Annotated in this window: 13 protein-coding genes; 7 read left to right on the forward strand and 6 right to left on the reverse strand. The window is 49.3% G+C overall.

Going from position 1 to position 12,827, the window contains the following annotated elements:
* Positions 1-341: 341 nt before the first annotated feature.
* Positions 342-1,256 (reverse strand): LysR family transcriptional regulator, encoded by a 915-nt coding sequence (locus AC4IE8_RS03875; RefSeq protein ID WP_490790375.1) that lies wholly within the window; start codon positions 1,254-1,256, stop codon positions 342-344.
* Positions 1,257-1,384: 128 nt separating this feature from the next.
* Here AC4IE8_RS03875 and AC4IE8_RS03880 point away from each other — a divergent pair, with 128 nt between their 5' ends.
* Complete coding sequence (locus AC4IE8_RS03880) at positions 1,385-2,608, forward strand: ketose-bisphosphate aldolase (RefSeq protein WP_490790376.1); 1,224 nt, start codon at positions 1,385-1,387, stop codon at positions 2,606-2,608.
* Positions 2,609-2,794: 186 nt separating this feature from the next.
* Positions 2,795-3,667 (forward strand): protease HtpX, encoded by an 873-nt coding sequence (htpX, locus tag AC4IE8_RS03885; protein ID WP_068993545.1) that lies wholly within the window; start codon positions 2,795-2,797, stop codon positions 3,665-3,667.
* Between the two features lie 51 nt (positions 3,668-3,718).
* Here the strand turns inward: htpX and AC4IE8_RS03890 are convergent, their stop codons facing one another.
* Both AC4IE8_RS03890 and rbp read right to left on the reverse strand, forming a co-directional pair.
* Complete coding sequence (locus tag AC4IE8_RS03890) at positions 3,719-4,582, reverse strand: hypothetical protein (RefSeq protein WP_490790377.1); 864 nt, start codon at positions 4,580-4,582, stop codon at positions 3,719-3,721.
* A gap of 279 nt (positions 4,583-4,861) precedes the next feature.
* On the reverse strand, positions 4,862-5,143 hold the full coding sequence (rbp, locus tag AC4IE8_RS03895; protein WP_068993539.1) for an RNA-binding regulator: 282 nt from the start codon (positions 5,141-5,143) through the stop codon (positions 4,862-4,864).
* A gap of 525 nt (positions 5,144-5,668) precedes the next feature.
* On the opposite strand from rbp, the gene AC4IE8_RS03900 reads away from it, so the two are divergent.
* The 3 genes from AC4IE8_RS03900 to AC4IE8_RS03910 all read left to right on the forward strand — a co-directional run bounded on the left by AC4IE8_RS03900 (position 5,669) and on the right by AC4IE8_RS03910 (position 8,553).
* On the forward strand, positions 5,669-6,283 hold the full coding sequence (locus AC4IE8_RS03900) for a tetratricopeptide repeat protein (RefSeq protein ID WP_490790378.1): 615 nt from the start codon (positions 5,669-5,671) through the stop codon (positions 6,281-6,283).
* Between the two features lie 106 nt (positions 6,284-6,389).
* Positions 6,390-7,061 carry a response regulator gene (locus tag AC4IE8_RS03905; protein WP_490790379.1) on the forward strand — a complete coding sequence of 224 codons (672 nt, stop codon included), beginning with the start codon at positions 6,390-6,392 and terminating at the stop codon, positions 7,059-7,061.
* 13 nt (positions 7,062-7,074) lie between these two features.
* Positions 7,075-8,553, forward strand: a complete 1,479-nt coding sequence (locus AC4IE8_RS03910; RefSeq protein ID WP_490790380.1) for an ATP-binding protein — start codon at positions 7,075-7,077, stop codon at positions 8,551-8,553.
* Positions 8,554-8,570: 17 nt separating this feature from the next.
* Here the strand turns inward: AC4IE8_RS03910 and AC4IE8_RS03915 are convergent, their stop codons facing one another.
* The 3 genes from AC4IE8_RS03915 to AC4IE8_RS03925 form a co-directional block, all read right to left on the reverse strand.
* Positions 8,571-9,275, reverse strand: coding sequence for a hypothetical protein (locus AC4IE8_RS03915; protein ID WP_490790381.1), 705 nt, complete (start codon positions 9,273-9,275; stop codon positions 8,571-8,573).
* Positions 9,276-9,444: 169 nt separating this feature from the next.
* Complete coding sequence (locus tag AC4IE8_RS03920; protein WP_490790382.1) at positions 9,445-10,455, reverse strand: hydrolase; 1,011 nt, start codon at positions 10,453-10,455, stop codon at positions 9,445-9,447.
* Between the two features lie 34 nt (positions 10,456-10,489).
* Positions 10,490-11,143, reverse strand: a complete 654-nt coding sequence (locus tag AC4IE8_RS03925) for an LON peptidase substrate-binding domain-containing protein (RefSeq protein ID WP_068993520.1) — start codon at positions 11,141-11,143, stop codon at positions 10,490-10,492.
* A 356-nt stretch (positions 11,144-11,499) separates the two neighbouring features.
* On the opposite strand from AC4IE8_RS03925, the gene AC4IE8_RS03930 reads away from it, so the two are divergent.
* Together AC4IE8_RS03930 and AC4IE8_RS03935 are read left to right on the forward strand one after the other, a co-directional pair.
* Positions 11,500-11,853: a hypothetical protein gene (locus tag AC4IE8_RS03930; RefSeq protein WP_490790383.1), complete on the forward strand. Its 354-nt coding sequence runs from the start codon at positions 11,500-11,502 to the stop codon at positions 11,851-11,853.
* A gap of 201 nt (positions 11,854-12,054) precedes the next feature.
* Positions 12,055-12,648, forward strand: coding sequence for a DUF4332 domain-containing protein (locus tag AC4IE8_RS03935; protein ID WP_490790384.1), 594 nt, complete (start codon positions 12,055-12,057; stop codon positions 12,646-12,648).
* Positions 12,649-12,827 lie beyond the last annotated feature (179 nt).

The following is a 12,827-nucleotide window of genomic DNA, read 5'->3' on the forward strand; positions in this document are numbered from 1 at the left end:
GTGGATCGACACCACTGAGTCAGCGTTGTGGCGGCATCTGGGGAAATAGAAAATGATTTGGCTAAGCGCATAACGAATTATACACTCAATCATCATTAGTTACATTACTTTCCGCATGACCCACTAGGTAGGGTATTTGAGCAGCGATAATGGAATGCACAAAAAACCGTGGTCAAAAGGGCTTGACCACTACATTCTTGACACTGGTTGGGCTGAGTTCGTGAATTGCCAAGTTTCTGTCCTCAGGTTTTGGTTCGAACCCTTCGTTTGAAAGGAACGCAGTGACGCCGACGCTGCAGCGACACCATCCCTGCTCATCAGAGGTTGATGACACTATGGCGTCAGGGAAGTGAACGAGTACTCTTCTCACCCTCAGAAATCAGATACTGAAGAAAGGCACTGGTAACTGCTGATATCCGCTTGCCCCGTGGATAGACCGCATACCACTGTCTGATCAATGGAAATCCCTTCACATCCAGAACCGCAAAGGCACCCGAGGCTCGATCAAGGGTTAATGTGTGTTGGGATAGCACCGCCAGCCCCAGGCCACCGGCAACGGCCTGCTTGACAGCTTCATTGCTGCCAAGGGTCATGCGGGTCTTCAGTTCTATCTTGTGAGATTCAAAGAAACTTTCGGCTGCAAGACGGGTACCGGAACCCTGTTCGCGCATCACAAAGGACTCATCAGCCAGCAGCTTGGGGGAGATGTTTTTTCGGTCGGCCAGGGGGTAGCCGCTCGGTGCGATCACCAGCAGCGGGTTTTCCATGAAGGGAACGGCTTCAACAGCGAGCGCTTCGGGGTATTTTCCCATGATATAGAGGTCGTCGAGATTTCGCTCCAGACGGTTCAGACACTGATCGCGATTCGCCACATCCAGGGAGACCTCGATAGCGGGATGCAGTTGGCAAAACGAACCCAGTAACTTGGGTACAAAGTATTTGGCGGTGGTGATAATGGAGAGTCTGAGCCTGCCTTGTTCCAAACCCTGCAGCTCCGCAATCTCCGAGCCCAGTGCCTCTAACCGATTCAGAATGTCACGGGCGGCCACTTCGACCCGTCTGCCCGCATCGGTCAGATAGAGCTTCCGGCCAATCTGCTCATGCAACGGCATGCCGATCGCATCGGACATCTGTTTGATCTGAATGGATAGGGCCGGGGTGCTCATATGCAGCGCTTTGGCAGTCCGGGTCATATTTCCGTGCTGGGCGAGCGCCGCGAATATTGTCAGTTGATGGAGTGTTAAGCGCCTGATCAAAGGTTTTACCTGAATATAACGAAATATTAGTATAATTTAAATTAACCTAACAGTTAAGCAGGCGTAAAGTTGCCGGGGAAAAGCCGTCATCCGCCATAACACCTCTATTGGGAATAAGGAGAAATTCTGTGCCGCTGGTAAATATGAAACAGATGCTCAATCACGCCCATGCCAATGGGTATGCTGTGGGTGCTTTCGATGTGGTCAGCCTGGATTTTGTGACCGGTGTGATGGCTGCTGCCGAACAGACCGCCTCGCCGGTAATCCTCTCCCTGGCCGAGTCCCATTTCCAGCACTACGATTTCGAGTTGTTGATGTCCTCCGTCGAGACAGCTGCGAAACGCGCTGCGGTTCCAGTGGCGATTCACCTGGACCACGGGAAGAGTGTTGAGTCTGCCATCGACTCGATTCGGCTGGGTTGTAATGGGGTCATGGTCGATGCCTCCCACACATCGTTCAAGGAGAATGTGGAGACTACTGCCCAGGTCGTCTCCATGGCACATGCTTGTGGCATTCCTGTGGAAGGGGAGCTTGGCTATGTACCCGGGGTGGAGGGCGAGGATGCGGAGCAGCATCCTGGTGAAATGAGCACTACCTCGGTCAATGAGGCCAGGCAGTTTGTTGAGCTGACCGGGGTGGATTTTCTGGCTGTCTCAATCGGCACGGTCCACGGCCGCATGAAAGGGGAGCCAAATCTTGATTTCGAGCGTCTGCAGCAGATCAATGAGTCCCTGGCTGTACCGCTGGTCCTGCATGGCGGTACCGGACTCTCTGCAGAGCAGTATAAAAGGCTGATCGAAAACGGTATCGCAAAGATCAACTACTATACCGCCTTGGCCGATGCGGCTGGCGCATGCGTGGCTAAGAATGCGGGCCAGCATCTGTTGGGTTATACCGGTCTGATGCAAGGGGTGAGCGATGCAATCCGCGAGGAGGCGGCACGCTGCATGTCACTCTGGGGGTCTGCTGGACGCGCCTCGGAGGTATTGGCCGAATCTGATCCCTGGCTGCCGGTTGAGCATCTGATTATCTACAATACCAGTATCGACGATGAGAAGCAGATCAATCATATGATGGAGGAGGGGAGGCGGGTCCTCGGCGCCATTCCCGGTGTGCGCCGGGTATTTACCGGTGATGCAGTACAAGAGAGTGCTGGATATCGCTACACCTGGCTGGTGAAATTCTGTCACCCTGCCGTGATAGACAGTTATCGCGAGCATGTGGATCATGTGGCATTCGCGGACGGTTTTTTTCGACCTATCGCCGGGGATCGCATCAGTATCGATTACCAGGCTGTCGAGGATGAGGAGAGTTCTGTTGCAACGGATAGCAAGGCCAAGATGTCAGCCTGAGACCACCCAGGTTGTGATGCAGAGAACCAATTCGAAATTGTGTCAACCGTCAGTAGGTGGCGTTTTTTGGCTTGGATAGGCGCCCATGCTGCGTCATTGGGAACTTCGCTTGAAAATCACTATCAATGATCCCATATTCAGATAGATTCTTTTTAGAGTTTAAAACGATCAGGACGTGAAACGGATATGATGAGGATTGCACTCTTTCTCGGCACCAACCTGGCGATTCTGGCCTTGATCAGTATCACCTTCAGACTCCTCGGAATTGAAGGGCTGCTGATGCAGAATGGGGTCGACCTGGATATCAATGCACTGTTGGTCTATTCAGCGGTCATCGGTTTTTCCGGATCTCTGATCTCTCTCTTTATCTCCAAATGGATGGCCAAGCGGAGCATGGGGGTTCAGCTCATCCAGACCCCCGGCAATGAGGTGGAGCGCTGGTTGGTCGCCACCGTTGAATCCCAGGCCCAGCGGGCAGGCATAGGTATGCCGGAGGTGGGAATATTCAATCACGCCTCCCCGAATGCTTTTGCCACCGGGTGGAACAAGAATGATGCCCTGGTTGCGGTCAGCACCGGCCTGATGCAGCAGATGAACCGGGACGAAGTCGAGGCGGTGCTGGCCCATGAAGTCAGCCATGTGGCCAATGGGGACATGGTAACCCTCTCTTTGATCCAGGGCGTGGTCAATACTTTTGTGGTCTTTCTCTCAAGAATCATTGGACATACTGTGGATCGGGTGGTGTTCAAGACGGAGCGGGGTTATGGGCCGGCCTTCTATATTGTCTCGATAATTGCGGAATTCGTGCTGGGTATCCTGGCGATGACGATCGTCATGTGGTTCTCCCGCTGGCGTGAATTCAGGGCAGACAAGGGTGGTGCGGATCTGGCCGGTAGAGGCAAAATGATTGCCGCCCTGAGGCGATTACAACAGGCCCATGAGCCGGAACCGATGCCGGAAGAGATGGCGGCATTCGCCATCAGTGCGGGAAAAGTCCAGAAGCTGTTCGCCAGTCACCCGCCGCTGGAGGATCGTATCGCAGCGCTGGAATCCGTGTAACCGGGCCTATCTACGGTTTTTAAGCTTCAGTACCGCAGGAGGTCGGGGGTATCAGGCGCTTCTCGGTTGTTTCGATTGCCTGATCCGCTCGATCTCTTCAACAACCTTGTGCAGATTCTCCATAGCTTCATGGATTGGTACCTCCATCACCTTCCTCGAATCAGAAAATCGGCTGTCAATCAGTTCGATTGCTTCGAAGCTGTTGAGCGGCGTCGTGAAGCTGTCCGCTTTAATGATATTCAGCCACTCTGCCTCAATGAATGAGAGATGTTCGTCTGATAGTCCCCGGTTGGCATGCAGATGAAAATGGAGTCGTTTCCCGGCATTTTTCAGCGTCTCAAGGAAATCCAGCCACTCTGAGAGAGGCTGGTTGGACCAGACTTTTGCGTGGCCGAAATCGAAACAGCCGTGCAGGTAGTCGAACCGGTTTTCGATGATCGAGTTGAAGACCTGCCTGTAGAAGTTCAGATCATGATAGGTGTTCTCAAGGTAGATCGGGAAACGATGTTTCCGGCAGATACTGTTTAGTAAGTGCAGTTGCCGAGTCAGTTTATCCATCAAGGCAGGCTGATAGCTTTCCCTTCGGCTGAGGGAGAATGCGGATATATGATTGATCCCGTAGTCGGCACCCCAATTCTGCGAGAGTTCGATCTGTCGCTGAAGAAGAGGCACGTTTTCATGTTCATCGAGGCTGAAAACGCTCAGCTTTCGATGATCGAGATGGGTATTCAGCATCAACTGATGTTCAGCCAGCCACATCTCTATGAACTCATGACAGGATGGATCGTTGAAGTAGAGACCAATCTCAATGGGTCTGTTCTGTTGCCGACAACTGGCGAGCAGTGGCTCGATCTCTTCACGTCTGCGATCAACAACTTTGTGTCCAATGGAGCTGATGGTTTTTTCACTCTTCATGAAGCGCAGTTTAAAGCTTATCTGTTACACAGGAGTGAAAGCGGGCTGAAATGGAGATCAGAAACACAGACACTCTTTCGGATGAAAAGGTGTTCCGGTTGGCATATTTTATGAAGCAGAGAGCCTTTGACCCGCCTACTTCAGTGACAGGGGGCTATGAGATTGAGCGCAATCAGTGAGTTGGGCTGATTGGTCAGGAGTCAATCGAAAACGGCAGGCGTATCAGCCTACCGTTCTCAAAAATCTTCGTTGTAAAGCGACAAATTCGGAATTTGGTGCTTACCAGCGACCGCCGCCGCCACCACCAGAGTTGCGACGAGGCTTTTCCTGGGCTTCATTAATTCTCAAACTACGGCCTTGAAAATCTTTTCCATTCAGCTCGGTAATGGCGCGCTCGGCATCAGCCTGGCCCATTTCAACAAAAGCAAAACCACGGGAACGACGGGTTTCCCGGTCAAGGATCAGATTAGCAGATTGCACCTCACCGATATCGGAAAACAGTTCCCGGATATCATCTTCTGTGGCAGACCAGGCCAGGTTGCCAACATACAATTTAGTCATCGATTTACATTCCTAAACAGATAAATTGATCTTGTTCAGGGTCTGACGGTCCCATGTGTAAACCTGCCAGACAGACCTTGAACGCTAAAGCACTGGCGTTTCGCCTCGCTTGTTAGCTTGGAAACGAAGGATGCCGATTCTCGACCTGAAGATAAATCAAATGAGGAGCGGATATGGGTCTGTTTCTTTGCCTATACGGAATGATACCCATGTAAATAATAATATGCCAATGCTTTCACTTAGAATATTGCCTGTAGACATCACAGCTTACAAAAGTTTGAGGTTGTTGATTTAACTTTACCGTCAAGAAAATGTAATAAAGTGTAAAAAAGTAAATTAAAACAGTATGTTATCAGTATTCTCGGGATATTCGCCAGTTTTACAATAAATGGAAATTAGAGTAAGAAATTTGTGGTTTTCCTATGCTGCAGCGCGTAAAGATTGAGTAAGATAATAGTCATGAAAAAAATATCCTTCTCTATTCTCATGCTTATGTTTTACCAAAGCGGTGTTTGGACGGCAGAAATGTCTACTGTACTGCTGGAGCTGAGTGAACGTTGGGCGATTCTGAAGTTTGATACGACACAGGATCAGCGTCGCGAACCGCTGCTGGCGCTTGCAGCAGAGATGGAGAAAGTAGTCAACGAGCAACCGGAAAATCCGGCAGCACTGATCTGGCATGCTGTGGTTCTGTCAACCCTGGCCAAAGACAGCAGCAACATGTCCGGTCTTGGACTCGCGAAACAGGCAAAAAGTCTGCTTGAACAGGCGGAATCAATAGATCCGACGGTTCTTGATGGTACTTTATATACTGTGCTGGGGAGCCTCTACCACCAGGTACCAGGATATCCCTTGGGGTTCGGTGACGCTGAGAAAGCCGAGCAGCATCTGCTCAAGGCTCTGGATGTGAATCCGGACAATATCGATGCGAACTTCTATTACGCTGAGTTCCTGCTTCATGAAAAGCGTTTTCAGCCTGCAATCACAGCATTTGAAAAGGTTTTGACTTTGCCCATCCGAGCGAATAATCGGGTCGCCGATGCCGGACTTAAAAGAGCGGCTGAAGCAGCGCTTTCAACAGCCAAAAAACAGCTACAGTTAAAGTATGACAATCAACCGGGGTTTCCACACTCGTTTTGAATCTTTTCGCTAGGGTCTGTTAACAGGCCCTAGCATTGCAGGCAGAGAACTCGAAAAATCAAGTGCGTACTTGATAAGTTAGAAAGATTGAATCAGGACTTGTTTGATGCGAATCGTATTGGCAGAAGATGATCGTCATCTGGGGGAGGGGCTGAGTATGGGGCTGAGAGAATTGGGCCACACAGTCGATTGGTTGGTTGATGGCTCAGCGACAGAACAAGCCTTGTTGAATGAGAATATCGATGCTCTGATTCTGGATCTTGGACTGCCTACTCAGGATGGCCTGGATATATTAAAAAATTTACGCAGCAGAGGCAGTAATGTACCGGTATTGGTACTAACCGCTCGTGACACGCTTGATGACCGGATCCAGGGATTGGACCTGGGGGCCGATGATTACGTTGTGAAACCGTTCGATTTGCTTGAGGTCGATGCCAGGTTACGCGCCATCTGCCGCCGGCGGGAAGGGCGTGCTGCACCAGTAATCAAGTATGCCGGAATTACCATGGATCCCGCATCCCGCAGTTTGCATAAGGATGGAGTAGAGGTCATATTGGGCGCGAATGAGTTCTCCATTTTGGAAACCCTGATATCCCATCCGGGACGAATCATGTCCAAACAGGCTCTGGAAGAATCGCTCTATGGGTGGGATGAGGGTGTGGAGAGTAATGCCATTGAAGTGTATATCCACCATCTTCGCAAAAAGCTGGGAAAGACGTTGATCAAGACCGTGCGCGGCGTTGGCTACATGATCCCTAAGCAGAGTCAATCCGATTAGGACATGTCAATTCATGACTATTCAATCAATTCGCCGACGCCTTTTAGCCAGTCTGATAACCACAATCATCTTCCTATGGCTGATCACCGCGCTGTTCGTCTACCAGGTCGCCTCTCATGAAGTCGAGGAGATCTACGACGCTACCCTGGCTCAGGAATCAAGAATCCTCGCCACTTTGATGATCCATGAGATTGAAGAGGATGAGGAGGTCAAGGAGACTCTGCAGAAACTGGTTGCTGAAGCTGGTGAAGATGTCGCGACTCGGTCTTCGAAGTTCATGGAGATCTTGCGCGAATTTCAATCACATGAGAGTGAAAGCGAAAAGGATTATTTGACTTTGGTGCCCAGAGATCTGGTGGAGGGGCACCGATATGAATCGAAAATCGCGTTTTTGATAAAAGGGGTTAATGGAAAAACCTATTTACGTTCAAATCTACCTGCATCATTCAACGATTTTAAGATTGGTTACAACAATTTTGTTGTTGAGGATAAAGCGTGGAGGATGTTTGGACTAAAGGAGTCGAGCGGCCAGTTCAATGTTCTCGTGGGCGAGTTACTCTCTGTCAGAGAGGAGATCGAATCGGAAATAGTCTTTAACAGCTTATGGCCAATTATTATTGCACTACCACTACTTGGCTTCATTATCTGGATGATGGTTGGCAACGGCCTGAAACCACTGAGTACGATTGCAGACAAAGTCGAGAACAGGGATCCTAATTCACTCGACCCGATATCCACTGAGGATGTACCGAGTGAAGTGGTACCCATGGTGGAGTCGTTGAATCATCTGTTTCTCAAAGTTCACTCTGCGTTGGAAAATGAGCGAAGATTTACCGCCGATGCGGCCCATGAACTGAGAACGCCCTTGGCCGCCTTGAAGACATTGGCTCAAGCCAAATCTCTCTCAACAGAACAGGCACACAAAGGGTTTCTTGATCAGGTGATTCGTGGGGTGGATCGGGCCACGCACCTGCTCGAACAGTTGTTGACTCTGGCCAGAATGGATAGTCAATCTTTCGATGAGTCCCATACTCATCAGGTGGATCTTCAGCAGGAGGCGATCAATGTCATCGCTGCCATAGCTGGTTTGGCATTGGAGAAGGATATTGAGATCTCTTACGATGGCCCGAATGATATGGTGGTCGTACCCGGGTTTTCACCCGCCATACAGATTTTACTGAGAAATATTATCGACAATGCGATCCGCTATACGCCCAATAACGGCGAAGTCACCGTTAAACTGGTAGAGCAGGACTCCGGTGCAAGGCTGGAAGTACATGATACAGGGCCTGGGATCCCCGAATCTCAACAACAGGGTCTGTATCAGCGTTTTCGGCGAGGTGAGGATACCAAAATCCAGGGTAGTGGTTTGGGGTTGGCAATTGTTAAAAGAATTATCGATCTTCATCATGCAACCATTGAGATGGAAAACAGAGAAAACCATGGTGGATTGACTGTCTCTGTGAATTTCCCTGGCGCCCTAACCCACTGAGCTGGATCCAGAAGCAACTACTTGTGACCGCAGGAAGCCTTGACCTGTTCCAGCAGCCTTTCAAGATAGTTCATTCTTTTGATTGAGAGATTAACCTTATCCGCCAGTTCGGTATCCTCCTCAGCGCCATCGAGCAAGTGGAAGGTGTCTTCAAAAAAGAACACAAAAAAACTGTCCAGAAAATGGATATCACGGTTGGTATCCATGACCAGATTGTCGATGCCGAACAGATCGATGACTTTAGGATTATCCGACTTGCGCCAGGCTTGCGCCGCTTTGACGAAACGGGAGAGTTGAATCCGCGATTTCGGATTGGCGCACAACAACTTAATTGCCTCTTCTTCATTCTGCTGATTGGCGATGTTAAACCAAACATTGATTGCCTGGGCCAGCACCAATACACTTGCGCGACCATTGATCTTTGTTACGACGAACAAGGCATCCGGGATAATCTCATCAAGGGTGTCTTTGAGTTGACGATAGTGTCGGGCCAGTAGTTTCGTCTCACTTTCCGAGTAGTCTGTATATGGCCATTTGATAACAAATTCGGTATAGGTTGTCTCGATTTCACCATCGATGAGTTTTTCGTGGCGTTTACTACTACGCCAAACTTCACAATGGCTGCCAATGGTTGAAATGAGGGTTGCCCGGAATCGACTGTGATCGAGACAAGCGATATCCACCACCATCTGATCTGTTTCTTTACCACTGGGATCAGGCATTCAAATAGACCTTGAAATACATAAAAAAACAGAGTTGTCCGCTGCAATCGCTTGAAATGTTGTGAGATTGGATTCGTAATTACAGGCGTTAGGTATCGTGCAGGCAGAGCTGGTGTTGATGTCTGACCTGATTATCCAAACAGGCATGCAAGCTAAGGTGTAGATTGTGTCAGTTGAATGATAATTGCAAGTCGTTGTTATCGTTGGGTTGATTTTTTGACTTGAGTAGAGCTTTCAGGTACCGGCTGATGCGTTTATCCAACCAATACTCTGCTTTGAATGGCAGATTCCCCTGGATAAATCCAACATGCCCACCATTCATGCAGAGTTCCAGGTCAACGCCCGGGCCCAACTGATCAATTGTCGGGACACTGGCTGGAAACATGAATGGATCATCCAGGGCATGGATGATCAGGGTTGGGGTGCTGATGTTTTTCAGTTTTGTGCCTGAACTGCACTTGCTGTAGTAGTCATCCGCATCGTTAAACCCATTCGCCTGAGAGGTAATGTTGTCATCGAACTGATAGATGGTTTGAATGGCGGATAGGTCGACGATGTTGTCGAAACCACGTATCTGGTACTTTTTAACATAGCTTTTTTTTAATTTATCAAGAAGATAGCGCCCATATATCCTGGAGAGCCCCAGCTCCAGGCGAGTCGCAGCCTGGCCAAGATTGAAGGGTACGGAGACAGCGACAGCTGCACCAATTGCACTCTCGTTTCCTGTTTCAGACAGATACTTCAAAAGCAGATTTCCTCCCAGGGAGAATCCGACCACGGCATCCGGAATCTGATTCCTGGAGCGGAGCAGTTCCAGGATCTCTTTGAGATCTTCAGATGCCCCGGAGTGATAACTTCGCCGCAGTCGGTTCGGTTCGTCACTGCAGCCCCGCAGGTGCATGAACAACGTGCTGAATCCAGCTTGATGTAATGCCTGAAGGGTTGGTGTGACATAGTGGGAACTGATGGAGCCTTCCAATCCATGGATCAGCATCACCAGAGGCCCACTGGAGCCTTGATGCCAGGAGAGGTCTATAAAATCTCCATCTCTGAGATCGATTCGTTCGACATGAAAATCGAGCTTCACCCTTGACCTGAAGAGACTTGGCCAAATGGTTTGAAGATGGGGTGACTTGAGCCACCAGGCAGGTTTGAAAGAGCTGTGGGTCACACTGGCCATGAAGCTAAACGCAATCTTTACAGGCAGTGGGGACTCAGTGCTTCAAATCACTGTTTAGCGGATAACTGCTCAAGTCCAGTTTTGTGACCAGCATATGAAGTCGCTCAGCGATGTCGACAGTTTCGACCATTGACTGCTTGTCCTCATGGGGCAAGGGGAGGGCTGTGGTCAGGACATTCACCAGCAGGTCAGTAGGAAGCTGTTTCAGCTGTTCGGTATCTGTCTGCAGGTCATTGGCCAGTAGATAGCGTTCGAGGGTGAGTTCGATCTGTTTTCGCTCTTTGAGCAATGCCGTGGAAGTGGGGTCGTAATCCGATTCAAACCTTGACCAGATAGGGGTTATGAGCCGATAACCACGGGTAGTCTTGAGTTCATCACCGATATCGAAACGACATACGCCGGTAAGAATGATCTCGATTCTGCCATCGGGTGTCTCATTGTAGTAGCTTATTCTGCCGGAGCAGCCGGTGTTGAATACCTTATTTTTACTATATTCCGGTTCTTCCTGAGGTTGTACCATGCCAATCAGGTGATGACTTGCCATCGCATCTTCTATCATGTTGATATATCGGGGCTCGAAGATATTTAGCGGCAGCTGCGCTCCAGGCATCACGATAGCGCCAGCAAGTGGAAAAATCGGGATGGTATCGGGTAACTGCTCGAATTGAGTGATAAATGGATTTGGCATTTCGCTTCCTACTGGCCGTTCAGTATTTATGAGTACAGCTAACTGGCAATTGTTCCTTGGCAATATTACCCCGAATAGACCAGAAACATGACTCATCGCTCTGAATAGACATTATAGTTTGAAGATGACCAATACAGTACTAAGCCGACACTTTGAAAAACCATGTTCAGGGGATTCTTTATGTCCCTAACCGGTTGAATTTCCAAGGCAGACTTGCTTTGACTGAGGATGGTTTTTCAAGGTGCCAAGTTAATAGTCTGCTATATTGATTTGCTAAAGACCATGATTTGAGAGGAATAATGTGGGTTTTTATTAATGGGATATCGGAAGAGTGTTCTGCACGTGAATTGACCAAAATGGTTAAACGTCTGGTAATGCCAGGTTGGTCTTTTTTTACTGAGAAAGCCAACGCGGTGGACATCACCAGGTCGAAGGTACTGAAGTTGAAGTTCAATAAGGCCCAAGAGTGGGAAATTCATGGGCTTGTCTTTGTTGATCCATCTGAATCTGCCCACGAAATGATCGGCAGACTTAATGCGGCCTCAAAGCTGGGCAGGAGGCTGCATGCTCATCCATACATCCACCGGGAATCCTCACGGGACCGGCGAAGGTTGGTGCTCGATTTGGCTAACCGATATCCCGGTGATCGAAGAAGGCAGGACCGGCGGCGGATCAGCCTCGCCAGTCAAGTCGTCGACGCGATCAATTAGTGTTAACAGGCCCTAGGGTAAGCAGACACTGGAATACCTTGATAAAACATTTAACACTTGTTTAGAATTCAGAGCTAAATCAAGATTTATCAAACTCTTATAGTGTGTATTATGGACATCTCACAGGGATGATAAAGGGGGCGATGGAAAAGCCAGCTTGATTTTTCTGCTGCATAATCGTTGTCAGAGGGTTCAGGGGAGATGCCACTGAATCAACAGGTCACCTGTATTGCCGCCCATTGTGGAAACCAGGCGGCCTATGCCGGTAGAGTGATTGTGCAGGATGATAAGCCTTTCAGAGGGTGCATAGGGATGGCAGATGTTGAGTATCGGAACACTCACTATGGAAGAAGAATAACCACCTATCCGACCAGAGAGAGACTTAAAATCATGACTAAGCTAGTCGAAATCGAGGGTATCGGTGCAACCTACGCATCAAAACTGGAAGCGGCTGATATCAAAAGCCTGGAAGCCTTGCTGGAGCAGGGGAGTACCAAGAAAGGGCGTAAGGCACTTGAAGATTCAACCGGAATCAGTGGCAAATTGATTCTCAGATGGGTCAATATGGCCGACCTTTTCAGGGTCAAGGGTATTGGTGAACAGTACTCCGATCTGTTGGAAGCTGCAGGTGTGGATACGGTGCCTGAACTGGCGCAAAGAAAGCCTGAGAATCTGCATTCTAAAATGGTTGAGGTCAATGAAGCAAAGAATCTGGTACGTGCTACTCCCAGTCTCTCCTCAGTTGAGAAATGGGTGGCTGAAGCTAAACAGCTTCCAAGAGTAGTGACCTACTAGTTGATATCAACGCCATAACCATCCATCTGGCATGGTTATGGTGTTGTTGCAGAGAGGACTAACAGGTTGAACGCTGCTGGTTGTCAACAAGCACCCTGTCCATACAGCAAGGCCCTACCTCCGCCTCCCTTCCAATACTAAGAATAATCAAGAGGGTTTCTCAAACTTTTCCTGCCACT

Source organism: Candidatus Thiodiazotropha sp. AKAK2 (assembly GCF_058244685.1).

What these genes read in the sequence shown, in the direction of transcription:
- htpX (WP_068993545.1), top strand. Translation starts at nt 2,795, where the DNA reads ATGATGAGGATTGCACTCTTTCTCGGCACCAACCTGGCGATTCTGGCC.
- AC4IE8_RS03890 (WP_490790377.1), bottom strand. Translation starts at nt 4,582, where the DNA reads ATGAAGAGTGAAAAAACCATCAGCTCCATTGGACACAAAGTTGTTGAT.
- rbp (WP_068993539.1), bottom strand. Translation starts at nt 5,143, where the DNA reads ATGACTAAATTGTATGTTGGCAACCTGGCCTGGTCTGCCACAGAAGAT.
- AC4IE8_RS03900 (WP_490790378.1), top strand. Translation starts at nt 5,669, where the DNA reads ATGTCTACTGTACTGCTGGAGCTGAGTGAACGTTGGGCGATTCTGAAG.
- AC4IE8_RS03905 (WP_490790379.1), top strand. Translation starts at nt 6,390, where the DNA reads ATGCGAATCGTATTGGCAGAAGATGATCGTCATCTGGGGGAGGGGCTG.
- AC4IE8_RS03910 (WP_490790380.1), top strand. Translation starts at nt 7,075, where the DNA reads ATGACTATTCAATCAATTCGCCGACGCCTTTTAGCCAGTCTGATAACC.
- AC4IE8_RS03915 (WP_490790381.1), bottom strand. Translation starts at nt 9,275, where the DNA reads ATGCCTGATCCCAGTGGTAAAGAAACAGATCAGATGGTGGTGGATATC.
- AC4IE8_RS03920 (WP_490790382.1), bottom strand. Translation starts at nt 10,455, where the DNA reads ATGGCCAGTGTGACCCACAGCTCTTTCAAACCTGCCTGGTGGCTCAAG.
- AC4IE8_RS03925 (WP_068993520.1), bottom strand. Translation starts at nt 11,143, where the DNA reads ATGCCAAATCCATTTATCACTCAATTCGAGCAGTTACCCGATACCATC.
- AC4IE8_RS03930 (WP_490790383.1), top strand. Translation starts at nt 11,500, where the DNA reads ATGGTTAAACGTCTGGTAATGCCAGGTTGGTCTTTTTTTACTGAGAAA.
- AC4IE8_RS03935 (WP_490790384.1), top strand. Translation starts at nt 12,055, where the DNA reads ATGCCACTGAATCAACAGGTCACCTGTATTGCCGCCCATTGTGGAAAC.